This is a genomic window from Enterococcus sp. DIV0970a (assembly GCF_051711265.1).
GTDB lineage: Bacteria > Bacillota > Bacilli > Lactobacillales > Enterococcaceae > Enterococcus_D > Enterococcus_D casseliflavus.
The window spans coordinates 1772081-1795357 of sequence record NZ_JBIOMF010000001.1 but is presented as its reverse complement, the minus strand read 5'-3'; the positions used below and the strand labels follow the sequence as shown (position 1 = coordinate 1795357).

The following is a 23277-nucleotide window of genomic DNA, read 5'->3' as shown; positions in this document are numbered from 1 at the left end:
CAATATGAGTAAAAGGCATAGACAAATAGGTCTTCCTATCAGCGGTATCTTTTTGATGGTCCTTTTGCTTATTGCGTTTCTTCAGCCGTATCGACTGGCGTTAGTCAGAGGAACGTCCATGCTGCCGACGATCGAGGATCGACAAGTTGTGCTGATTCATAAAAAGCACCAGCCAAATCGCTATCAGCTGATCGCTTTCGAACAGGAAGGAAAATTTTTGATCAAGAGAGTGATTGGTGTGCCGGGGGATTCCTTCGTTCGTACACAGGAGCGGTTGTTGATTGGGGCGGAGGATACTGACTTTGATTTTTCATTTATGATCACTGTGAAGGATGAAGCCGTTGAGGCGTTGCCGATTCGGGGGTACCTCAAAGAAGATGAGTACTTTGTCGTTGGCGATGCACTGCTCACTTCAAGTGAAAGTAGATACAGAAAAACTTGAAGTAAAAATCCAGCAATTAGAATCCAAGTTAGCTGTTCAGCAAGAAAAAGAGCAACAAGAGAAACAAACTTACGAAAAGGAACGCGCTGAATGGACCTTGAAGCGGCAAGAAATCCAGCAGCTGCAAGAGGTAATTGCTGATTTGAAACAGCAATTGGCAGAAAAAGAAGAGCTTGCTGCAAATGTATCAGCTAGCGAATCAAATGAAGAAGTCGCAGAGCTTCAGGCGACAATCGAAGCATTAAGGGAAGAAAATGCAGCCCTACAAATCGAAAACGAGCAGTTCCAAACAGAAATCAGTGAGGTCTTAGTCTTTGCTAGAAGAAAAGCGAATCGCACAATTCAGGAAGCGAAAATCGAATCTGAACGAATGATCCGTACAACAGAAATGCGGATCGATGGGATTCATGATCGTGCCAAAGAGATTCTTTTTGAAGTGAACGAGACGAAAGAAAATGTGATTCACTTGTTTGACGATCTGCATAATCAAGTTCATCAGCTTTCCGATAAAAAATTGCTGTTTGAAGAGCTTGAAAAGTAAGCTTCTACATTTATATGGCAGGAATCGCAAAAAAACAGTAGATCAGATTTTGATCTACTGTTTTTTTGCGATTCTCCATTATTCGACACTACCATCGTTTGGTTCCGGCGGGTCCGGTGGTGAGGAAGGATTATCCTCACTGCTGGAAGGTGTTGTTGAACCGGGATCCTGACTAGAAGTAGGAGGCGTAACGACCGATGATGAATCATCCTCATCAGGTGTTGTCACTGGTGGTGTTACTTCGCTTGATGATTCTGTTGTACTTGATGGTGTTGATTCGCTACTTTCTGTAGAAGGTGTCGTTGGTTCAACGTAGGAACTGCTGCTGGACGAACTTGGTGCTGAATAGCTTGGTTGGGTGTACGTCCCTTCAAGATAAAGCTCTCTTCCGATCCGTGTCAATCCGTCAGGCATTGTCCAGTCCGTGTTTTCTACAGAAGCAGAAACATAGCGCATCAATTCACGATAGACATCTGAAGCCACATGGGTACTACTATCAGTGATCGGTGTCATTTTGTCGTTGTAGCCTGTCCAAACCGCCAATGAGTAGGAGGGAGTATAGCCGGCAAAGGTAATATCAGGGTAGGCGCCATTCGATGTATCCAGTTGTGCTAACTGGTCATCGGTGTAGTTGGACGTTCCCGTTTTCCCTGCTTGGTACAAACCATCGATTTGCGCGTTGGTTCCAGTTCCGACAGAAATAACATCTTTCAAGATATCGGTCACCATGTAAGCTGTCGTATCATCCATTGCTTCTTGACCAGAAACTTTAAAGGATTCTTCGTCTTCTGTGCCATCTTGCATGACGATTTTATTGACGTACTGTGGTTCATAATAGGTGCCACCATTTGAAAACGCAGCGTAAGCAGCGGCCATTTTCAGACTGGAGATCCCATACTTTGTGCCATCCAATTTATCCGTATTGCTGGAAATCGCATTGGATTGGGTGATCGTATCATATTCGATTCCTAAACCACTGAGAAAGTCTGCGATATTGTCCGCGCCGACTTCATCAAACAGCTTCACTGCCGGCACATTTCTAGACTCTGCTAGAGCGGTCCGCAAGGTGATATTGCCCATATATTGGCGATCCCAGTTGTAAACAGGAATATTCGTCCCTTTATATGTGTAAGGTTCATCTAAAATCATTCTACCCGTGGAATCTTGTAGAAATTGAAAGGCAGGGCCGTAGTCTGTGATTGGTTTGACGGTCGAACCAAAGTCTCGTGCGACATTGACAGCCAGGTTATTTGCTAGAACATCATCAACATTACGGGCACCGATCTGAGCGGTCACCTTGCCTGTGTTAACATCAACTAAGGTAGCGGCAACTTGCATCTTGTCATCTGGGTAATCAACGTAGTCGTCACTGTTGACGATGTCATATAATCGTTTTTGTGCATCGATATCGACATTAGTATAAATATCTAAGCCGTCAGTATACACATCTTTCCCAGTTTTTTCTTTGACTTCAGCGATCACTTCGTTAAAGTAGTTGTCAAAGTATTTCCACTCTTGGTTTTCACGGGGATTGTCTTGCAAGCCTTCTTGAATATCCTCGGCAACGGCCGCATCATATTCCGCTTGCGTGATTTTTTCATTTTCCAGCATCGCACCTAAAACAACATCTCGCCGACTTTTCGCATTATCAGGATGCGCAAATGGGTCAAAAGCTGAAGGGGCATTTGGTAAACCGGCAATCAAAGCGGTTTGCGCAAGGTCTAGTTCAGCTAACGGCTTGCCGTAAAACTTCATTGCGGCCGTTTGCATCCCATATACACCATTGGACATATATACTTTATTGATGTAGTAAGTGAGGATCTCTTGTTTTGATTTCATTTGTTCAAGACGAACCGCCATCCATGCTTCTTGTGCTTTTCGACGTAGTGTTTGGTCTTCAGCGCTGGTAGAAAAGAAGGACAGCTTGATCAATTGCTGTGTCAACGTACTTCCGCCTTGCATACCGCCGGTTGTGGCATTGGATAATGCGGAACCGACGATCCGAATCGGATCGACTCCGATATGCTGGTAGAAGCGGCGATCTTCGACAGAGACGATCGCGTCTTCCAGCAGTTGAGGAATCTCACTTGCTGTAATTTTTTCTCTGGTTTCACTACCGAATTCAGTGATCAATTCGCCATTTGACGCATAGAAACGAGAAGAAACCGTTGAATCCAAACGTGTTTCATCAAGTGCAGGCGCATCTTTGGCATACCACCAGAATAGCCCCATCCCGGATAGAATCCCGATACAGCCCAAGAAAAACAGCCCCATAAATACTTTTAAAAGAATACTCCCAATGCTTCGTTTGCCTTTTGCCTTAGGAGGCTTTGGTGCTTTTTTAGCTGTACCTTTTTTAGAATCATGCCGAGAGGTCCTCGATTGTGATCCATTTGCCATACTAATCATTCTCCTTCATCGTTAAAAATTGATCAACTGCTTTTAAATAGGGAATACGCGGCGCAATTGAAGGGATGATTTCAATCCCATTCGTTTCAATATAGGCCAGTGTCATTGATTTTTTCCCCGTTTCTTTTTGCAGGTGCCATTGAGAAATTAAGCACTTGCTATCGAGAAAAAAGCAGCGTTGTAGACTAGAAAACCATAAAAGAACGAAACATAAACCCGCTTGTTCCAAACAGTCTTCCATATGCTTGATTTGGTGTGGATGAAAATTTTTAAAGGGAAATGACGTTTTGTTTTGAGTCTCTTTCGCTTCAAAGTCGATATATTGCCCTTGATAAACCCCATTGTAATCAGTGGTGGATGCCTCACGGAAATAGGCTTCTTTGATTACGGCGGCGCTTCTTCTTGGATAATCTACTTTCACGATTTGAATTGGTGTCGGTTTCTTATGAATGACAGCAAGTTTCCGATTCAAATAATAAAGGTTGCTTTCATTGATCGCTTCTTCAAAACGCATCCCACGATTGGCATACGTTTTTGGCTTTATTAGTTTCTCTTGCATTTTTTGTTTTTTGCCGTCATCATAGGTAGTAGATTGTCCATTCGGGTAACGAATAACCATGTTGTTCACACTCCTAGGCAACATTATACCAAAAAGTCGTTTGGAAAGAAAAGAGATGACCAGAGAAACAATGAAAACCTTATACTTTACTGGCTATCGTAATTATGAATTAGGTGTATTTCAAGCAAAAGATCCCAAGATTGCAGTTATTAAGAAAGTAATAATGTCGACTTTGACCAATTATGTCGAAGAAGGGTTAGAATGGCTCTTGATCAGCGGGAATCTTGGCGCGGAGCTGTGGTGTGCCGAAGCCGTTGAACAATTAAAACAAACATACCCAGAACTGAAACTAGGAATTATTTTTCCTTTTGAAGGGTTTGGTGAAAATTGGAACGAAACAAATCAGCAGGCACTGCAAACAGCGAAGTCATTTGCCGATTATGTCAATTCCACCAGCCATAAGCCTTACCAAGACCCCAGTCAATTAAGAAATCACACGGCATTTTTACTGGAGCATACCGAAGGCGCACTTGTGTTATATGATGACGAATTTCCAGGAAAACCTAATTATTTCTTAAGAGATGCCAAAGCTTATAGTGAGCAAAATCCCTACTTTATTCATCAAATAACAATGGATGACCTACAAAACGCAATATTTGATAGTAATTTACTTTGATTTTCGTATATTTTTTGATAGAATGGTCTAGAAAGTGAAAACCATTTGGAATAAACAATGAGGTGTAAATAATGGCAAATTTAATTTATAGTCCAAAAGATATTCTGCAACAAGAATTCAAAACAAAAATGCGCGGGTATGATCCAGTTGAAGTGGACGAGTTTTTAGATAATATCATTAAAGACTACGAAAGCTACAATAAAGAGATCTTAGCCCTGCAAGAAGAAAATGACCGTCTGACAGCGAAAATCGATCAATTGTCGAAAAACCAAGCGATCGCATCTCGTGTTCAACAAGAAGCGCCGAAAAGCCAAACCGTTACAAACTTTGATATTTTGAAACGTTTGTCTAATCTTGAAAAAGAAGTGTTTGGCAAAAAGCTTGATCGTGAATCAGAACCTGTCACTCGTTCTTCTTCCTACAACAGCAACTATACAAATGCTGATTTTGAAGATGACAACGAAAAAACCCGTCAATTCTAATCTAATGTAGAAAAGATAGTTGTGGTTTTCGGGTAATTGCGGCATAACTCGATTATGCTGAGGAAAGTCCATGCTCGCACAAGCTGAGATGCTTGTAGTGTTCGTGCCTAGCGAAACCATAAGCTAGGGTACTTGAGAAAGTAACGGCAGGAAAAATGGCTAAGGTGTAAGCTATGCCAAAGTATCCTTGAAAGTGCCACAGTGACGAAGCAAGGCGGGAAACCGTCTTGGTGGAACGCGGTAAACCCCTCGAGCGAGCAACCCAAACAATGGTAGGGGCACTTTTTGCACGGAAATGAACGGAGCAAGAAGGCAAGTAATTGCAGATAGATAATTACCCAGTGTTTTCTTCTCCCTGAGGAAAATACGGACAAAACATGGCTTATAGAAAATCACAACCTATCAGGGAATCCTTCCAGCAACGGAAGGTTTTTTTATACCAAGAAGGAGAGCGTTATGACTGAAAAAACATTTAATTGTATTGCCACCGCTGCGAGCGGTTTAGAAGCACTAGTGGGCAAAGAATTACGGGATTTAGGGATCGAGTGTGAGGTTGAAAACGGCCGAGCGCGTTTTAAAGGGACGATGGAGACCATTGCTACCGCGAACTTGTGGCTCCGTACAGCGGACCGTATCAAAATCGTCGTCGGGGAATTTGACGTATTGACTTTCGATCAGCTGTTTGAAGAAGTTAAAGCGTTACCGTGGGAAGACTTTTTACCTTTAGACGCTGAATTTCCAGTAGCTGGAAAATCAATCAAATCAAAATTGTATAGTGTACCTGATTGTCAAGCAATTACCAAAAAAGCAATCGTCAATCGTTTAAGAGAAGTATACCATCGTCCAGCAAGTGTGCCGCTGACTGAAACGGGCGCTTTTTTCCAATTAGAAGTCGCTTTATTGAAAGACCATGCGATGATCACATTGGATACGACTGGCCCTAGTTTGTTTAAACGTGGCTATCGTTTAGAAAAAGGAGGCGCGCCGCTGAAAGAAAACATGGCTGCGGCTTTAGTGATGCTGACAAATTGGTACAAAGACAAGCCGTTTGTCGATCCTGTTTGTGGATCAGGCACGTTGTGTATTGAAGCAGCGTTGATCGGTCACAATATCGCCCCTGGCTTTAATCGGGAATTTGTTTGCGAAACGTGGGATTGGTTCCCAGCAGAAGTATTTGAAAAAGTACGGAAAGAAGCAGATGAAGCAGCAGATTATGATGTCGAATTAGATATTACCGGTTCGGATATCAATGGTCGAATGATTGAGATCGCCCGCAGAAATGCGGAAGAAATCGGTCTAGGAGACTCGATCACCTTCAAACAACAAGCCGTTAAAGACTTTAAAACAGAAAAAGAGTATGGTGTCGTTGTGGCTAACCCTCCTTATGGCGAACGCTTAGGAGAAGAAGCGTCCGTTCAGCGACTGTATCAGGAAATGGGCCAAGTGTTTCGGCCGCTTAAAACCTGGAGCAAGTACTTTTTGACCAGTGACTTGACTTTTGAGACCCATTACGGCGAAAAAGCGACAAAAAAACGCAAATTATACAACGGTGCGATTCGTACCGATCTCTTCCAATACTGGGGACAACGTCCGCCACGCAAAAAGGAGTCTGCTGAATGAAAGAACAAGAATTTCTGAAAGAATTAAAAGAAATCGATCTATTACAACAAGCAATGGGGATCTTAGGCTGGGATAATCAAACAGGGATGCCAGAAAAAGCCAGTGATTACCGTGCGGAAGTTGACAGCTATTTATATGGTCTATACTTTGATAAAAAAGTGGGGGAACCAATCCAAGAAGCGATCAGCTATTTCAGGAAACACCCAGATGAATTATCAGAAGTAGGGAAAGCTGCGTATCAATTAGTCAAAGAAGAATATGAATTGCAAAAAGATGTACCCAATGAGTTGGCGATGGCGGCTTCCGCAGCTACGTCAAAAGCACATACTGCTTGGCTCAAAGCCCGTAAAGAAAAAGATTTTTCTTTATTTAAAGACGCTCTTTCTGAAAACATTCGCTTGACGAAAGAATTGATTCCTTATTGGAAGAAAAATGAGCTGACGAACTATGACGTCTTGTTAAACCAATACGAGCCGAATATGACGGTTGAGATCTTGGATAACGTATTCTCACAAGTGAGAGACGGTATCATGGATATTCGTCGTCAATTGGCTGAAAAAGGAACAGCGCCAGATACTTCGATCCTTTCACGTAAGATGACCGAAGCGCAACAACGTAAATTTATCTCAAAAGTGATCGCCGACTTAGGCTATGACTTTTCTCGCGGCCGTTTGGATAATACGGTCCACCCATTTGCTACGGGGATCAACCACAATGATGTACGGTTGACCACACGCTGGAGCGAAACTGACTTTTCGATGGGACTGTTCGGTGTGATTCATGAAGCTGGTCACGGGATGTACGAGCAAAACATCGATGAGAAATACGAAGGCACGCCTGTTCATGAAGGGGCGTCCATGGGAATCCACGAATCCCAATCGCTGTTTAATGAAATCATTATCGGCAGCAACCGCAATTTCTGGGCAAAGCAATACCCATTTTTCCAAGAATGTGCGGAAGGCACGTTCGATGATGTGTCTTTTGACACTTTCTATGACTCCTTGAAGCATTCAAAAGCTAGCTTGATCCGTATTGAAGCCGATAGTCTGACATATGTCATCCATATCATTATTCGTTACGAGATCGAAAAAATGATCTTTAACGAAACCGTATCGATCGATGAACTGCCAAAAATCTGGAATGACAAATACGAGGAATATTTAGGGATTCGTCCAGAAAATGACCTGGAAGGGATCTTACAAGACGTTCATTGGTCTGGTTCAAGCTTCGGGTATTTCCCATCCTATGCTCTAGGATATATGTATGCAGCGCAATTACTCCACGCTATGGAAAAAGAAATCAATGTCGATGAAGTGTTGGCTTCGGATGATTATTCACCGATTCGTAAATGGCTGACTGAAAATATTCATCAATATGGCGCATCCAAGAAACCAAATGAATTGATTTTAGATGCAACGGATGAATTATTGAATCCTCAATATCTATTAGACTATTTACGCAAGATCTATTTTAGTGTCTATAAAATCAGCGAGACGCAAGATTTCGCTTAAAAGTAACGAGTGGAAAGAAGCTTCGCAAGACGTTACCGCCCCAATTATTTCATGGGGTGCTCGTCTTGTTGAACTTCTTTTCCTTTTGTATCAATCACCATCGAAAAAAGAAGGCTAGCTGCTTTCATATCGAAAGAAGGAAAAAAATGAAGGAAGAAAACAATGTTGCCGATCTTAGCAAAGTAATTGCTTATGCCGAAAGTATTCTGGGGAATGATTACACAGGACATGGGTTTGATCATGTCAAACGAGTGGCTGGGTTAAGTCAAGCCATCATTGATGCCGACGAATTGGCAGTTGATTGCTTTGTCGTACAGGCGGCAGCCTATCTCCATGATACGGTGGATGACAAAGTTGTGGCGGATGTCACAGCGGCGTCTAATGAAGTGCGAGCTTGTTTGACCACAGCGGGAGCCAGTGAAGCACAAACGAAAGAAATTTTTTCTATTATCGAGAATCTGTCTTTTTCAAAAGAACTTTTGCAAGGCGCGCAAGTTGTCTCAGTAGAAGGCCGCGTCGTTCGTGATGCAGATCGTCTCGATGCTTTAGGTGCGATCGGTATTTTACGGACGAGTTATTTTGGTGGCAGTCATCAACACCCGATCCATGTCAGTGACTTAGCCCCAAAGACGTTTCAAAATCATGAAGATTACCGAAAAGGGACGACGGTGATCAATCATTTTTATGAGAAACTATTTTTACTTCCTGAAAAGATGACCACGGCGTATGGCAAAAAAGAAGCCCAACGACGTGTGGCTTTCATGAAGGATTTTTTAGAAGAATTCTATGCAGAATGGGATGTTTAACTTTGTTTAGAGTTTTTTAAACTGAAATTCGATTATTTCCTTTTTCCTCCATTGTTCTTTATAATAATAAGTACAAAGGAGGGATGGAAATGTACTACCAACAGGCATTACAACCGAATGAACTATTGCCAGCGATTTCCAATTCAGGGGAATGCTTTTTTGTCATTCGGGCTGAGCTACCCATCCGGCAATATCAAATCGCAGTCTATCTTTACGACGATCAATTCTTTTTGTTGCAAGATGATCGCTTGTTTGATCAAATCGACCAAATCTCTAGTGAAACATTAGGGGATGAAGAAGAGATTTTACCATTTATCGAAGAAGCGCTGGAAGAAAACCATTATTTATTAGTGGAAAAAGCGTTTATTCGTTTAGATCTATCTACTTTACAAAAGATGACCGATCTTACTAGTTTCGATATCTTGTTTTATGAATTTTTTGACTCATGGGGGGAAGAAGGATGAAACGGACTGAATACGTAACGCTACAAGACCAAACATTGATCGACCTATTCCAGCAGTTAGGAGAGGATGTTTCAAATCTCGAGCTGATCGATGAAGAAAAGAATATCGATGTGGTGGTTGTGTCGAATAGTGACTGGCAATATTTATTGGAGCAAGTCAATGATGATGTGAAAGAGTCTTTTGCTGATACCTCAGAGACAGACCTGGATGAAGAACTAGCCGACGAATAAACCTTTTTTTAGTTGATAAACTGTTTTACTACGAAAGTGGCGGATGGATCTTTAGAACGGGTCTAGCAATCTAGGCAGCTTACCAAAAAAATACGAAGCGATCTCATTTCCCGTCAAGAGGAGCAGGATCAATTCGTATTTCTAGGTAAGTTGTTTTTATTTTGTCAGCAGACGAACGTTTTTGACTTTTAAATAGCCGCGAATCAAGTTGACAATCAGTAAAAGAATGCCCACAATCAATGGAATCGCTAATAAATAAGGCGAGTAAAGGTGGGTTTCTTGCACGTGTTCAAGAGATGTTTTCTCCACTTCATTGATGGCTTGTTGAATGACTTGTAAACTAAATCCTGTCAGAAAACCAGCAATGATGAAAAGGACGAAGCCTAGATAGGGAATATCGGAAGACCGGCGAAAAAGAGCAAAAGCTGCATATAAAACCAAAAGGAATGCCGGTACGCCAAAGGCAAAATAGGGATTTAACATGGTTTTTTAACCTCCTTTTCTTTTATGATACTCCAAAATTTACGTTTTGGGAAATAGCGTGTAAGATAAAAAGAAAACGTGAAGGAGTTCTTTATGTCCGCTTATATTACCCCAATAAAGGTTGCCTTGCTGGTTTTTCCTTTCCTAGCATTGGCGATATCAATGATTTTTTTGTTATCCAATATCGAAAATACGGTCGTTTTATCTTGTCACGCGCACTGGTTCTGTATTCATTTGTCTTCTATTTATTGTGCGCCTATTTCTTAGTTATCCTACCATTGCCCTCGATCGAAGAGGTAGCACAGATGACTGGTCCTAAGATGGAATTGCAGTTAGGTTCATCGTGGCAACATTTTGTCCAACAGACCGTCTTAAACATTCACGATCCGCAAACCTATCTTCCCGCTATGAAGCAGGGGGTCTTTCTTGAGCCACTCTTTAATTTATTGTTGACCTTACCATTTGGGGTCTATTTGCGTTATTACTTCAAATGTTCCTTTTTAAAAACACTCGTTATTACGTTTTGCCTGACGTTGTTTTTTGAATTAACGCAGTTGACGGGCCTATATTTTATTTATCCTCGTCCGTATCGCTTATTCGATGTCAATGATCTCTTTGTCAATACAGTTGGAGGGCTTGTGGGCTGGACGATCGCCCCACTTTTTACGTTCTTATTGCCATCAAGGGAAGAGATGGATGCCGATTCTTACGCCAAAGGCACTCGGGTGACTGTGACACGAAGGGTGTTTGCTTGGTTGATCGACTGGGGAATACTGAATGTGATCAGTTTCCTTGTGGTGATCGCTGTTCGTTTGCTCACTCAACAGACGGTACGGGACTTTAGTGGGGACTATTGGTACTTTGCTCTTGAAGTGTTGCTGTACTTTGTGTTGTTGGCTTACCTTGCCAAAGGACAAACGATTGGAAAAAAACTCGTACGAATCAAAATCATGCAAGAAGGCCGTGAGCGTGTCAGCTTGGGGGCGTTATTGAAACGCTATGGCTTGTTTTATCTGATTTATGCCAGCATCAGTCGGGTCAATATCTTCTTCGCTCCGTTTCTTGAGTCGGATAATATGCTGCTTTTAGTCGTTAGTTTGTTGATGGTAGTTATTTTTGGGTTGATCCAGTTTGGTTTTTACTTGAATCTCTTGTGCGCAGCAATAAAAAAATAAAGTCGCTTTTTCTATGAGCGCCGCAGTGCAACGTATACTATCAGTACGATCGATCCTCAATCGATTACAAAAGAAAGTTAGGAAAACAAGGCAACATATGCTATAATCCAAAGGATGCTAAAAGAAAGAAGGTGTTTGAATGTCTTTTGAGTCATTTAAATTTCAACCATTTATTTATGAAGCACTTGCTGATAAAAAGTTCTCTAAACCAACAGAAGTGCAAGAAAAACTGATACCTGTTATCCAAAAAGGACGCAGTGTTGTAGGGCAATCACAGACCGGAAGTGGTAAGACCCACACATTTTTACTGCCGTTGATGGATAAAATCGATGCCGAAAAAGATGAAGTGCAAGTAGTGATCACTGCACCGAGTCGTGAATTAGCCACGCAAATCTATCACGCCGCAAAACAAATCGGCGGATTTCATGATCCTGAAATTCGAGTGTCAAATTTCGTCGGAGGAACGGATAAGCAACGTCAATTAAGCCGTCTGCAAAACCAACAGCCCCATGTCGTGATTGGGACACCTGGTCGTATCTTGGATATGATCAACGAACAAGCGTTAGGGGTTCACACTGCCAATGTATTTGTCGTGGATGAAGCAGACATGACCTTGGATATGGGCTTTTTAGAAGAAGTCGATCAAATTGCGGGGCGTTTGCCTGAGAAACTACAAATGCTGGTTTTCTCCGCAACGATTCCAGAGAAATTGCGCCCATTCTTGAAAAAATACATGGCCAATCCATTGATCGAAGAAATCAAATCGAAAGCAGTCATCTCTGATACGATCGAGTATTGGTTGATTTCTACCAAAGGAAAAAATACCAATAAATTGATCTACCAATTATTGACTACAGGCCATCCCTATCTTGCCATCGTTTTTGCCAACACGAAGAGCCGTGTGGATGAAATTACGGATTACTTAAAGGAACAAGGCTTAAAAGTAGCGAAGATCCACGGTGACATCAGTCCTCGTGAAAGAAAACGGATCATGCGCCAAGTGCAAAATTTGGACTACCAATATGTTGTCTCAACAGATTTAGCTGCGCGAGGAATTGATATTGAAGGGGTTTCTCATGTCATCAATGCTGAGATTCCAGCTGATTTAGACTTCTTTATCCACCGTGTTGGTCGGACCGGTCGAAACCAAATGGATGGGACCGCGATCACTTTATATGATCCAAGCGATGAAGGGGCAATCCAAGCCATCGAAGATCTAGGGGTTGTTTTCCAACCGAAGGAAATCAAAAATGGCGAGATCGTTGCGACTTACGATCGGAATCGTCGGCAAAAGCGGGAAAAATCTCGTGACGAATTAGACCCAACCTTGATTGGCTTAGTCAAGAAAAAGAAGAAAAAAATCAAGCCTGGCTACAAGAAAAAAATTCAATGGGCCGTTGATAAGAAGAACAAAGAAAAACGGAAGATCGAACGTCGTCAAACGACTCGAACTGCCCGCAAAAACAAGAAAAATTCGAATAGCTAATGCTTACCAAAACAGCAGTCAAGGAAGAGAACTACTCTTCCTTGACTGCTGTTTTTAATTGTTTGGTCATTTCTACACACAATACGCCATCTTCAGCATAGGGTTCAGATGTTTTTTGATACCCACAGGATTCATAAAACGCACAAGCGTCGATCTCTGCGGATAACACTGATTGGAGGGCACCCTCTTGGATACCACGCATTTCGAGATAATGCAATAATTTGGTGCCGTATCCTTGGTGCCGATAGGCCTTGGCTACGCAAAAGCGATCAGGTTGCAGGGTGTTTGGCGTAGAGAATTGATATCTGCTGGTAGCGATCGGTGCGTTTCCATCTAGCCAAAGATAGTATGGGCAAGTTTGGTCTTTTTCATCAAATTCCCAATCTATAGGAATGTGCTGTTCTTCCACAAAAACGGCTTGCCGCAGGGCGAAAACCGCTTGTAGCATCCACGGACTGCGTCCAAAATAAAGCATCAGTCGTTTTCCTCCTTTTTCGTGGTATACTCGTTATATAGTAATTGTAGCAGATGAGAGGAGAAATGACGTGGATTTTTTTGAGGCGTTACAATGGTCAAATTGGAAGACACTGTCCTTTGAAATCAAAGAACAGCTGATCCAGCAAATTTTAATGTATTTTGTCAGTCCTTTAAAGGAGATCACCGATGTCCATTTTAGTCAGTTGACGTATGCAGGGTTGAAATGTGCTACCTTTGAATTAACGATCGATGGCGAAGACTTTGTCTTTATACCAGGGAACTCTGAGGCGATCTTAGGTTGGGATCTCGGTGTGCAAGGATTACCAGCTACTTGCTGGAGTAAAAATTGGCAGTCACCACCCAACGAGATCATTCGCCAGCTGGAAACAATCTATGAGTTAGAAACCAGCCAGGATTGGGGGATTTTTGTCAATGAGTCTACGAGCCCTTTGCGCAAAGCTGTGATTGATCCTATGCTAGTCCAAAAAAGTTCTCTGCCTGCTGGCGCAAGGTATATCGGGCAGTTAAATACGATCACTGGGGAGTTTCACGGGTTAGTCGATCAATTCAGTGTTTTCGAAAAAGAGCTAAAGGCACAATTCACAGCACCAGCGTCCTTTGAGGAAAGCTTGCGTTGGGAATTACCCGCTTTTTATCACGAAGAGAATCGCTATTTTGCTGCACTCGAGCCGTTATCGGAAACCTATCAGTTATTTACCCACGAATCCGTCAGTCAAACAGAATTGAAACAGCAGTTAGACAAACAAGGCTTTCAGCTGCTATCAGAGGATCAATGGGAATACGTTTGCGGTGCTGCGACTCGGCGACTTTTTCGCTGGGGCAATGAAAAGTCCTGCGACGATGGTGTCTCTTTGTCAACCGCTGAATTGCTTGAACCGAATTTATTTGGCTGCACCTATGGGCTTGCGGATGCGTGGGAGCTGACAGATGGCTTGTCTTTAAAAATGGAGAACTGGCAGATTTGTGGGCATCCTTTATTCGATGCCTTGCCATATGCCAGTTATTACCGTTCACGGAAAATGCTGCAGCCAGATCAAAAGCTTTCTCCCCAGAGCTATCGTTACCGCAAAGCGATTCTGATCAACAAAGAACGGATTTGAGGATTGACTTTTTCGAAACATTTCCTTATACTTTGAATGACGAAGGATATGGTCGGTTTGATGATTCATTACAGAAAGTTTTTCACTGCTGAGAGAAAAACATGAATTCGGACGGATTGCTCCCTTTGGTGCTCAACTGCAGCAGAAATGTTGCCGTCCACTCCGCGTTAACGAGTCTAAGAGGTAATGAGTCACATCATTGCAAGCAAGGTGGTACCGCGTATCGACGTCCTTGCTCTGCAATGGTGTTTTTTTATCGTCAAAATGACTTTACAGGCATAAGAGCGCCTTACCAGCAATTTTGTCAGCCCCTGTATCTTAAGCGAACACAGAAGAAAGTAGGAGAATAACGTGAAACAATTATCCAGTGCAGAAGTACGCCAAATGTTTTTGGACTTCTTTCAATCAAAAGGTCATTCCATCGAGCCGAGTGCGTCCCTTGTTCCAGTCAACGATCCAACCCTATTATGGATCAATTCAGGGGTAGCAACGCTAAAAAAATATTTTGATGGCAGTGTTGTTCCTGAAAACCCAAGAATTACCAATGCGCAAAAATCGATTCGGACTAACGACATTGAAAACGTTGGGAAAACAGCAAGACATCATACGATGTTTGAAATGCTAGGCAACTTTTCAATCGGCGATTACTTCAAAAATGAGGCGATCCATTGGGCATGGGAGTTTTTGACCTCACCAGAATGGATGGCTTTTGATCCAGACAAATTATATGTCACGGTTTATCCAAAAGACACAGAAGCAAAACGGATTTGGGCAGAAGAAGTCGGCTTACCACCAGAGCATATCGTTGAGATTGAAGACAACTTTTGGGACATCGGTGCAGGACCTTGTGGACCGGATTCAGAGATTTTCTATGACCGTGGTCCTGAGTTTAATGACGTAGCGGAAGATGATCCCGAAAACTATCCTGGTGGCGAAAATGAACGCTATTTGGAAATCTGGAATCTGGTCTTTTCAGAATTCAATCATCAACCAGATGGCTCCTATGAACCATTACCACATAAAAACATTGATACGGGGATGGGGCTGGAACGAATGGTTTCCATCGTTCAAAATGCACCTACCAATTTTGAAACAGACTTGTTTCTGCCGATCATCAATGCAGTGGCAGATTTAAGCGGTCGTGTGAACTACGGCGACAGCAAAACGACAGATATCTCCTTTAAAGTGATTGCAGACCATATCCGCGCGCTTTCTTTTGCGATCGGCGATGGGGCACTTCCTTCAAATGAAGGCCGTGGCTATGTTTTACGTCGTTTATTACGTCGTGCAGTCATGCATGGGAAAAAATTAGGGATCGATACTGCCTTCTTATACAAATTAGTACCGATCGTTGGCGAGATCATGGAAAGCTACTATCCTGAAGTACTAGAGCAGCAAGAATTTATTGAGAAAGTGATCCGCAACGAGGAAGAACGTTTCCATGAAACGATCAATGAAGGGTTAGATATTTTAAATCAAGTGATCGCCCAAGTAAAAGCAGACGGTCAAGATACGTTAGCTGGTCAAGATATTTTCAAATTGTATGACACTTACGGCTTCCCAGTTGAATTGACAGAAGAAGTGGCGGAAGACGAAGGGTTGAAAGTGGACCACCAAGGGTTTGAACAAGAAATGGATGCACAACGTGCCCGCGCTCGTGCGGCTCGACAAACAGAGCTTTCGATGGGCGTACAATCCGCTTTATTGACAGATATCAAAGTAGACAGCCGTTTCGTTGGCTATGATTCACTTGAAGCAAACAGCGAATTATTAGTGATCATCCAAGACGAAGCGTTACATGATTCTGTTTCGACAGGTGAAGCAAAACTGATTTTTGCCGAAACACCATTCTACGCAGAAATGGGTGGACAAGTTGCGGACACAGGCACGATCGTAGCAGAAGATGGTACGATCGTAGCGGAAGTGACGGATGTCAAAAAAGCACCGAACGGTCAGTTCTTGCATACTGCTACAATCAAAGCGCCACTAAAAGAAGGCGTGAACTATTTCTTACAAGTGGATCAGCATCGTCGCAATAAGATCATTAAAAATCATACGGCGACTCACTTATTGCATAAAGCCTTAAAAGAAGTATTAGGCAGCCATGCGAACCAAGCAGGTTCATTAGTTGCTCCAGGACATTTGCGCTTTGACTTTAGTCATTTTGGGCAAGTGACCAGCGAAGAGCTGAGCCAAATGGAACAAATCGTCAACCAGAAAATTTGGGAAGCTCTTCCTGTTGTGACGATCGAAACGGATATCGATACCGCAAAAGGCATGGGAGCGATGGCACTCTTTGGTGAAAAATATGGGCATGACGTTCGCGTCGTCAATGTTGCCGATTGGTCGATCGAATTATGTGGGGGAACCCATGTAGCAAATACGGAGGATATCGGTATTTTCAAAATCGTTTCTGAATCAGGGATCGGTGCTGGTGTTCGTCGGATCGAAGCAGTGACTAGTCAAGAAGCTTATACGTTATTGCATGAAGAAGAAGCGCAATTAAAAGCAATTGCAGGGATCGTTAAATCCGCCCAATTAAAAGAAGTCGTTGCCAAAACAGAACAACTGCAAGCGCAGCTGCGTGAATTGCAAAAAGAAAACGAAGCTCTTGCCAGCAAGTTAGCAAACCAGCAAGCAGGGGATGTTTTCAAAGATGTCAAAGAAGTAAATGGTCTGCGTCTGATCACAGCAAAAGTGACTGTAAAGGACATGAACCAATTACGTCAACTAGCTGACCAATGGAAACAAAAAGACCATTCTGATATTTTAGTGTTAGCTACCGCGAATGATGGCAAAGTGAATCTTTTAGCTGCCATGAACAAAGCATCCAACGAAAAAGGATTGAAAGCGGGCGATTTGATCAAAGAGATCGCACCTAAAGTTGGCGGCGGCGGTGGCGGCCGTCCTGATATGGCACAAGCCGGCGGGAAGAATCCAGAAGGAATCGCAGCAGCACTTGAGACAGCAGCAGCGTGGTTAGCTGCCAAGTAAGCACACTATGGTTGAATCTGTACCCGCGAGTTCCTTTCCTTTAAGAAGATAGGTGAAAGAGGAGCGTAGGTCTTTAACACATTCCTTTTTTGAACGAAGATGACGGAGGGGGAGACCCTTCCGTTATCTTTTTCCTTTTTTCCTACGTGTTATCTGAAAATGCGTTTGATAATTGAAGGGAATTCGCTTTTTTTTCGAAAAAACGATACGAATAGTTGTTTAATTGAATTCCTTCGGGGTAAAATAAGAAAGATGGTTTTTTGAGAGGGTGATGATTTGCTAAACTTTTTTTTAGATCGTAGCAAAAAAAATGGTGTCTACGAACGTACAGCCATCGGGAAATTAGCAGGTAGCCTCGGGTTGCTTTCCAACCTACTATTATTTGCTGGGAAATTTATCATTGGCTTATCTGCCCAGTCTGTTTCGATTATGGCAGATGCCATCAACAGTCTTTCAGATACCGCTTCGTCTATTTTAACATTGATCGGTTTTCGGATCTCTGCGAAACCAGCCGACAGTGAACATCCATATGGTCATGAGCGATTTGAAGCCATCAGTGGGTTTGTAGTATCTTTGATCATCACGTTTGTTGGCGGCCAATTTCTCATTAGCTCTGTGCAACGCATCATGGAACCGACGAGTATCCGTCTTTCCCCACTATTGTTTATCGTTTTGGTCTTATCGATTTTGATCAAAATCTGGCAGGGAGCGATGTACCGCAAACTGGCGAACCTGATCGGCTCTCAAACACTTAAAGCCAGCGGACAAGACAGTCTCAACGATGTGTATACAACGGGGGCAGTTTTGTTTTCAGCGACGATCGAGTGGCTGACTGGCCTACGTATCGATGGCTTTGTCGGCTGTCTGATTGCCTTGTATATTTTGATTAGCGGAATCAAAATGATTCGTTCCTTTATCAACGAATTATTAGGGGCACGCCCAACGCAAGAAGAAGTAGCTGCCATGGAGCAACGCTTGGATCACTATCCGACGATTCTCGGTTACCATGATTTACTGGTTCATAATTATGGACCGAAAAATCGCTTTGCCAGTGTGCATATCGAAGTGGATGAAACGTGGTCTTTACGAGAAGCGCATGAGGTGATTGATGCGATTGAACAAGATTTTCGCCAATCTTTAAAGGTCGACCTGGTCTGTCATCTTGATCCCGTACCAATTCAAGATCAGCAGTATCGGCATCTAAAAAAAGAAGTGTCAAAGATCATTCGCTTCGTTGACGCACAGTTACGGATGCATGATTTTCAGGTCAAAGGAGATCTGTTGGCTTTTGATTTAGTGATTCCCGCAAAACCGGCGTATAGTGATCAAGAAATCGAAGAAATGCTGAAACAAAAAATCAAAGAAACACTAGGGGACTATGAATTGAAGCTTGCTTTCGATCACAGTTACCTATTATAGGGTTACAGGATATAGGAGGAAACTATGATAAAAATGGATATGAGCATGATTTCCACGGTATTATTGGCACTTTTGTTTATTAATACGATCGCTGCCTTTATTACTGTTTTTCGGAAACCACGCTCGATTGCAAGTGTCTTTGCTTGGATGATGACGTTGGTATTCATCCCCGGCATCGGGTTCTTGTTGTACTTGTTTTGTGGTCGGGGGATCGACGGAGAAATTATTTATAAATTTAGTGAGCACCACCAAAGTAGGATCAATGAGTTGAATCAAATCATCAAAGTGCACAATTATTCTTTTCCTGAACATCCTTACTCAGATGACAATCATCTATTAGAGCGCTATTTTAAGAACCTTGATGAATCGCCCTTGACGAAAGGAAACAAAGTAGAATTTTATACAGATGGTAAAGAAAAATTTGCCGCATTGTTTGAGGACATGAAGCAAGCAGAAGATAATCTGCATGTGGAGTATTATTCGTTTTTTAATGATGAGATCGGTGGCCAATTCTTGTCAATCTTGATCGATAAAGCCCGTGAAGGTGTTGAAGTGCGTTTGGTCTATGATCCATGGGGGTCACCGAAGGCCAATTGGAAATTCTTTCAACCGTTGATTGATGCCGGTGGAAAAGTCGTGCCTTTTATCACTTCGAAGAACCTGATCCGCAACACACGATTGAACTACCATCTACATCGAAAAATCGTTGTGATCGACGGTCAAATCGGTTGGACTGGCGGCTTTAATGTCGGCGATCAATATTTAGGAAAAAAGGCCAAATTTGGCTATTGGCGAGACACCCATGCGAGAATCGTAGGTACTGCCAGTTTTACACTACAAGAGATTTTTATTCGTGACTGGAACGCATCTGTAAAAAGAGAAGAGGATCAGCTGGAATACGAGGATCGCTACTTTATTCTACCGCCGAAAGAGCGCTCTGGAAATGTTGATTTGCAGATCGTCGCTGATGGGCCTGAAAGTGAGACCCAAATTCTCAAAGGCGGTTTTGTAAAAATGATCTTAGCTGCCAAAGAATCGATTTGGATCCAAACGCCTTATTTGATTCCTGATGACAGTATGATGAACGCATTGGAAATTGCCATCCACTCAGGTGTAGACGTCCGAATCATGATTCCATGTATGCCTGACCACCCATTCATTTATCGGGCAACACAGCATTATGCCAATTACTTGCATCGCCGTGGTGCAAAAATCTACATCTATAACAATGGTTTCCTCCATGCGAAGACGGTCATGATGGATGATACCATTAGTTCCTTTGGGACGACGAATCAAGACATTCGGAGTTATGCCTTGAATTTTGAAGTCAATGCCTTCGCCTACGATCACGATGTCACGCAAACGTTGAAAGGCTTCTTTGAAGAGGATATGGCACAATCAACATTACTGACGGATGAAATTTTGGCGAAGCAATCTTACTGGTTGCGCTTCAAACAAAACTTCTCTCGGTTATTGTCTCCGATCCTTTAATTTCATCGCTTTTGCTAATCCTTGGCGTGCCAAATGGTCGGCACCTTTGTTTTGACTCTCAGGGACCCATTGGATGATTGCTAAAGCGAACTGTTTCAACAAGTATTGAATTTCTGTTAAATAATCAGAAAAAGCAGGGTTTTTGGTATAATTCTTGTCGATGGTCTGCGCAACGACTTTGCTGTCGGTATAGAGCATAATTGTCTGTTCCTGTAAACCTTTGTCAATCAGCAGCTGCAACGCGTTGACCATCACAGCGAACTCTGCTTGGTGGTTGGTTGAATCAGGTAGCGGAAACGCAATTTGTTCATGCAGATCAGTACCGACAATGACGATTCCACCGCCACTAGGGCCGGGGTTGCCTTTCGTGGAAGCATCAAGATAAACTTTTAACATTGTCTCACCCTTTTTTGATATGATAAAGATAGTATACTAGAAATTTTATGTTGTGAGGAACTTTTATGAAGCGTAAATTGTATTGGCAACCGGAAGCTGCTACAGCGATCATTTATTGGTCGTTTACTATGATGATATTATTTATCAGTTTGATTCTTTCGTTAGAAAATACCAGACCTTATTGGAAAAGCAACCTCGTTTTAGCCGTCTTTTTCTTTTTTGTATGGTTAGGGATTCACCGAAGCATGCTCATCAGGAATGATTTGGTCCTGATTCGCTATGCGCGCTTATGGAAGAAAAGCCTTATTTCTTTACCTGAGATAGAAAAATGGCAAATTATAAACCGTTTAATAAGCATTACCGATCATCAAAAAACGTATACCTTCACGTTGCGTAAAAAAGATGTGGCATGGTTAGAAACTTTTTTTCAAGAAAAAATCCCTGAAAAAAGGGTGCAGGTCAAAACCAACGAGTAATTCATTGGAATCTAGAAAGCAGCGATCACTCCTTTTGGCGTTACAGCCTTAGGAGGGACGTTGTTTTTTGTTTACATAAAGGATTCGTGAAACTTCTTGTAAAAGTGTGAAAAATCTCTCTTTCTTTCTGAATAAAATCAAGTATAATAAGAGCATAGCAAACAAAATACATTTTAAAGTGCTAAATAGTTCGTGAATTGAGGGTAAAAATGAAATCAGATATCGAAATTGCACAAGAATCAATGCCTAAACCGATTATTGAAATTGCTGAACCACTTGGTTTAACAGGCGATGACCTGGAACTTTATGGCAAGTATAAAGCAAAAATCGAATGGTCGGCAATCACCGAAAAAGCAAACAATCCGCTGGGTAAACTCATTTTAGTCACAGCGATCAGTCCGACACCCGCTGGAGAAGGCAAGTCAACCGTGACCATTGGACTTGCAGATGCGTTAAATCAAATCGGCAAGCAAACCGTCATCGCTTTACGTGAGCCATCTTTAGGACCAGTAATGGGCATCAAAGGCGGCTCCACCGGCGGCGGCAAAGCACAAGTGTTGCCGATGGAGGACATCAACTTACACTTCACTGGCGATATGCATGCGATCACAGCAACAAACAATGCCTTGTCTGCATTGATCGACAATCATATCCAGCAAGGCAATGAGTTGGGGATCGACGGACGTCGGGTCACATGGAAACGGGTTGTCGATTTGAATGATCGAGCGTTACGACAAGTGATTGTCGGTCTAGGGGGACCGTTACAAGGCGTTCCCCGAGAAGACGGTTTTGACATCACCGTTGCTAGTGAAATCATGGCGATTTTGTGCTTGGCAACAAGCATTGATAATTTAAAAGAGCGATTAGGAAAGATTTTAATTGGTTATTCTTTTGAGAAACAACCGATTTACGTAAAAGATCTGGCGGTCCAAGGTGCTTTAGCCTTACTTTTAAAAGATGCCCTCAAACCGAATCTTGTTCAAACGATTGAAGGAACCCCTGCGCTGATCCATGGCGGACCTTTTGCAAATATCGCCCATGGGTGTAATAGTGTCATCGCAACCGAGACGGCTTTGCACTTAGGCGAATACACGGTGACCGAAGCTGGGTTTGGTGCTGACTTAGGGGCAGAGAAATTTCTTGATATCAAAACACCGAACTTATCAAAGGCACCAGATGCGATCGTAGTAGTAGCGACGATCAGAGCACTGAAGATGCATGGTGGGGTCGCTGTGGCTGATTTAGGGACAGAAAACTTAAAAGCATTAGAGTTAGGCTTCAGTAATTTAAAGCGACATGTTGAAAACATGCGTAAATACGGGATTCCAGTTGTCGTTGCGCTTAATGAGTTCTCACAAGACACCGAAGCGGAGCGAACACTAGTCGAAACCATGTGCCAGCAAATCGACGTCACCATCGCACGGACAGCCGTTTGGGCAGACGGTGGTGCAGGTGGAACGGATCTAGCAAAAGCAGTGGTTCAAGTAATCGAGGAAAAACCTGCCAACTATCAACGCTTGTATACCGACGATTTGCCTTTAGCGGATAAAGCTTCTTTGATCGTGCGTGAGATCTATGGCGGGGCAGAGGTTGAGTTTGCGCCGAAAGCCAAGGCACAGTTGCAAAGCTTCAAAGAACAAGGCTGGGATCAGCTGCCGATCTGTATGGCAAAAACCCAGTATTCCTTCAGTGATGATCCAAAGCGATTGGGCGCACCAGATGACTTTACAGTAACGATTCGCGAATTCGTGCCAAAATTAGGGGCTGGCTTTATCGTAGCCTTGACAGGTGCCGTGATGACGATGCCAGGATTACCGAAGAAACCTGCCGCCATCAATATGGACGTGACTTCTGATGGCCAAGCGATCGGTCTTTTCTAAAAGAGCACTCACAAACAAAGAAGGCATTCGCGGCATTTGAAACGGAAAAACGGAAAGAGATGATTTGAAAGGACGGGTGCAAGCGGCATTCGTCTTTTTCTCGTTCATTAGACGTGATGGAAGATAAAAGTAGGGATTC

Annotated in this window: 21 protein-coding genes, 1 other RNA gene and 1 pseudogene; 18 read left to right on the top strand and 5 right to left on the bottom strand. The window is 42.7% G+C overall.

Annotation, left to right across the window (positions count from 1 at the left end):
• Positions 1-4: 4 nt before the first annotated feature.
• Complete coding sequence (lepB, locus tag IGK14_RS08635; RefSeq protein WP_010748394.1) at positions 5-442, top strand: signal peptidase I; 438 nt, start codon at positions 5-7, stop codon at positions 440-442.
• Entirely contained in the window at positions 378-983 is a 606-nt protein-coding gene (locus IGK14_RS08630) for a hypothetical protein (protein WP_225000867.1), read from the top strand. Before lepB ends, IGK14_RS08630 begins: the two co-directional genes overlap by 65 nt.
• 78 nt (positions 984-1061) lie before the next feature.
• On the opposite strand, the gene IGK14_RS08625 is transcribed toward IGK14_RS08630, so the two are convergent.
• On the bottom strand, positions 1062-3383 hold the full coding sequence (locus IGK14_RS08625; protein WP_010748392.1) for a PBP1A family penicillin-binding protein: 2322 nt from the start codon (positions 3381-3383) through the stop codon (positions 1062-1064).
• 1 nt (position 3384) lies between these two features.
• A complete protein-coding gene (recU, locus tag IGK14_RS08620) occupies positions 3385-4011 on the bottom strand; it encodes a Holliday junction resolvase RecU (protein WP_010748391.1) in 627 nt (208 codons plus the stop codon).
• A gap of 70 nt (positions 4012-4081) precedes the next feature.
• Here recU and IGK14_RS08615 point away from each other — a divergent pair, with 70 nt between their 5' ends.
• The 8 genes from IGK14_RS08615 (at position 4082) to IGK14_RS08580 (ending at position 9740) form a co-directional block, all read left to right on the top strand.
• The gene (locus IGK14_RS08615; RefSeq protein WP_010748390.1) at positions 4082-4627 is read left to right on the top strand and encodes a DUF1273 domain-containing protein; all 546 of its coding nucleotides are present in this window, start codon (positions 4082-4084) and stop codon (positions 4625-4627) included.
• Between the two features lie 71 nt (positions 4628-4698).
• Positions 4699-5109, top strand: a complete 411-nt coding sequence (gpsB, locus tag IGK14_RS08610) for a cell division regulator GpsB (RefSeq protein ID WP_005226142.1) — start codon at positions 4699-4701, stop codon at positions 5107-5109.
• 24 nt (positions 5110-5133) lie between these two features.
• An RNA gene (gene rnpB, locus IGK14_RS08605) (RNase P RNA component class B) lies at positions 5134-5499 on the top strand.
• A 66-nt stretch (positions 5500-5565) separates the two neighbouring features.
• A complete protein-coding gene (locus tag IGK14_RS08600; protein WP_010748389.1) occupies positions 5566-6729 on the top strand; it encodes a THUMP domain-containing class I SAM-dependent RNA methyltransferase in 1164 nt (387 codons plus the stop codon).
• A complete protein-coding gene (locus tag IGK14_RS08595) occupies positions 6726-8240 on the top strand; it encodes a carboxypeptidase M32 (RefSeq protein WP_010748388.1) in 1515 nt (504 codons plus the stop codon). Before IGK14_RS08600 ends, IGK14_RS08595 begins: the two co-directional genes overlap by 4 nt.
• Positions 8241-8386: 146 nt before the next feature.
• Positions 8387-9046, top strand: coding sequence for an HD domain-containing protein (locus tag IGK14_RS08590; RefSeq protein WP_010748387.1), 660 nt, complete (start codon positions 8387-8389; stop codon positions 9044-9046).
• An 83-nt stretch (positions 9047-9129) separates the two neighbouring features.
• Complete coding sequence (locus IGK14_RS08585) at positions 9130-9510, top strand: hypothetical protein (RefSeq protein ID WP_005226138.1); 381 nt, start codon at positions 9130-9132, stop codon at positions 9508-9510.
• Positions 9507-9740 (top strand): hypothetical protein, encoded by a 234-nt coding sequence (locus tag IGK14_RS08580; RefSeq protein WP_010748385.1) that lies wholly within the window; start codon positions 9507-9509, stop codon positions 9738-9740. Before IGK14_RS08585 ends, IGK14_RS08580 begins: the two co-directional genes overlap by 4 nt.
• Positions 9741-9896: 156 nt before the next feature.
• Here IGK14_RS08580 and IGK14_RS08575 read toward each other — a convergent pair whose 3' ends face one another.
• Positions 9897-10223, bottom strand: coding sequence for a hypothetical protein (locus IGK14_RS08575; protein ID WP_438712051.1), 327 nt, complete (start codon positions 10221-10223; stop codon positions 9897-9899).
• A gap of 93 nt (positions 10224-10316) precedes the next feature.
• On the opposite strand from IGK14_RS08575, the pseudogene IGK14_RS08570 reads away from it, so the two are divergent.
• Both IGK14_RS08570 and IGK14_RS08565 read left to right on the top strand, forming a co-directional pair.
• Positions 10317-11479: pseudogene (locus IGK14_RS08570) on the top strand (VanZ family protein).
• Between the two features lie 58 nt (positions 11480-11537).
• Complete coding sequence (locus tag IGK14_RS08565) at positions 11538-12884, top strand: DEAD/DEAH box helicase (RefSeq protein WP_438712049.1); 1347 nt, start codon at positions 11538-11540, stop codon at positions 12882-12884.
• A gap of 31 nt (positions 12885-12915) precedes the next feature.
• Here IGK14_RS08565 and IGK14_RS08560 read toward each other — a convergent pair whose 3' ends face one another.
• Positions 12916-13359 (bottom strand): GNAT family N-acetyltransferase, encoded by a 444-nt coding sequence (locus IGK14_RS08560; RefSeq protein WP_010748382.1) that lies wholly within the window; start codon positions 13357-13359, stop codon positions 12916-12918.
• Positions 13360-13429: 70 nt separating this feature from the next.
• Here IGK14_RS08560 and IGK14_RS08555 point away from each other — a divergent pair, with 70 nt between their 5' ends.
• From IGK14_RS08555 to cls, 4 genes are all read left to right on the top strand, one after another.
• On the top strand, positions 13430-14482 hold the full coding sequence (locus IGK14_RS08555; RefSeq protein WP_005226132.1) for a DUF7278 family profilin-like fold-containing protein: 1053 nt from the start codon (positions 13430-13432) through the stop codon (positions 14480-14482).
• A 351-nt stretch (positions 14483-14833) separates the two neighbouring features.
• Positions 14834-17476, top strand: coding sequence for an alanine--tRNA ligase (gene alaS, locus IGK14_RS08550; protein ID WP_010748381.1), 2643 nt, complete (start codon positions 14834-14836; stop codon positions 17474-17476).
• Positions 17477-17752: 276 nt separating this feature from the next.
• Entirely contained in the window at positions 17753-18895 is a 1143-nt protein-coding gene (locus IGK14_RS08545) for a cation diffusion facilitator family transporter (protein ID WP_081116312.1), read from the top strand.
• A 24-nt stretch (positions 18896-18919) separates the two neighbouring features.
• Entirely contained in the window at positions 18920-20386 is a 1467-nt protein-coding gene (gene cls, locus IGK14_RS08540) for a cardiolipin synthase (protein ID WP_010748379.1), read from the top strand.
• Here the strand turns inward: cls and IGK14_RS08535 are convergent.
• Positions 20366-20782: a ribonuclease HI family protein gene (locus IGK14_RS08535; RefSeq protein ID WP_005226128.1), complete on the bottom strand. Its 417-nt coding sequence runs from the start codon at positions 20780-20782 to the stop codon at positions 20366-20368. The genes cls and IGK14_RS08535 overlap by 21 nt on opposite strands.
• Before the next feature lie 65 nt (positions 20783-20847).
• Between IGK14_RS08535 and IGK14_RS08530 the strand changes: the two genes are divergently transcribed.
• Positions 20848-21258 carry an EbsA family protein gene (locus IGK14_RS08530; protein ID WP_010748378.1) on the top strand — a complete coding sequence of 137 codons (411 nt, stop codon included), beginning with the start codon at positions 20848-20850 and terminating at the stop codon, positions 21256-21258.
• Positions 21259-21467: 209 nt separating this feature from the next.
• On the top strand, positions 21468-23138 hold the full coding sequence (locus IGK14_RS08525) for a formate--tetrahydrofolate ligase (protein ID WP_438712044.1): 1671 nt from the start codon (positions 21468-21470) through the stop codon (positions 23136-23138).
• The last annotated feature ends 139 nt before the right edge of the window (positions 23139-23277 follow it).

Coding starts and splice junctions, on each gene's coding strand:
- recU (WP_010748391.1), bottom strand. CDS start 4,011: ATGGTTATTCGTTACCCGAATGGACAATCTACTACCTATGATGACGGC.
- cls (WP_010748379.1), top strand. CDS start 18,920: ATGATAAAAATGGATATGAGCATGATTTCCACGGTATTATTGGCACTT.
- IGK14_RS08615 (WP_010748390.1), top strand. CDS start 4,082: ATGAAAACCTTATACTTTACTGGCTATCGTAATTATGAATTAGGTGTA.
- IGK14_RS08625 (WP_010748392.1), bottom strand. CDS start 3,383: ATGGCAAATGGATCACAATCGAGGACCTCTCGGCATGATTCTAAAAAA.
- gpsB (WP_005226142.1), top strand. CDS start 4,699: ATGGCAAATTTAATTTATAGTCCAAAAGATATTCTGCAACAAGAATTC.
- IGK14_RS08590 (WP_010748387.1), top strand. CDS start 8,387: ATGAAGGAAGAAAACAATGTTGCCGATCTTAGCAAAGTAATTGCTTAT.
- IGK14_RS08585 (WP_005226138.1), top strand. CDS start 9,130: ATGGAAATGTACTACCAACAGGCATTACAACCGAATGAACTATTGCCA.
- IGK14_RS08525 (WP_438712044.1), top strand. CDS start 21,468: ATGAAATCAGATATCGAAATTGCACAAGAATCAATGCCTAAACCGATT.
- IGK14_RS08630 (WP_225000867.1), top strand. CDS start 378: ATGAGTACTTTGTCGTTGGCGATGCACTGCTCACTTCAAGTGAAAGTA.
- IGK14_RS08560 (WP_010748382.1), bottom strand. CDS start 13,359: ATGCTTTATTTTGGACGCAGTCCGTGGATGCTACAAGCGGTTTTCGCC.
- lepB (WP_010748394.1), top strand. CDS start 5: ATGAGTAAAAGGCATAGACAAATAGGTCTTCCTATCAGCGGTATCTTT.
- IGK14_RS08530 (WP_010748378.1), top strand. CDS start 20,848: ATGAAGCGTAAATTGTATTGGCAACCGGAAGCTGCTACAGCGATCATT.
- IGK14_RS08575 (WP_438712051.1), bottom strand. CDS start 10,223: ATGTTAAATCCCTATTTTGCCTTTGGCGTACCGGCATTCCTTTTGGTT.
- IGK14_RS08595 (WP_010748388.1), top strand. CDS start 6,726: ATGAAAGAACAAGAATTTCTGAAAGAATTAAAAGAAATCGATCTATTA.
- IGK14_RS08580 (WP_010748385.1), top strand. CDS start 9,507: ATGAAACGGACTGAATACGTAACGCTACAAGACCAAACATTGATCGAC.
- IGK14_RS08565 (WP_438712049.1), top strand. CDS start 11,538: ATGTCTTTTGAGTCATTTAAATTTCAACCATTTATTTATGAAGCACTT.
- IGK14_RS08535 (WP_005226128.1), bottom strand. CDS start 20,782: ATGTTAAAAGTTTATCTTGATGCTTCCACGAAAGGCAACCCCGGCCCT.
- IGK14_RS08600 (WP_010748389.1), top strand. CDS start 5,566: ATGACTGAAAAAACATTTAATTGTATTGCCACCGCTGCGAGCGGTTTA.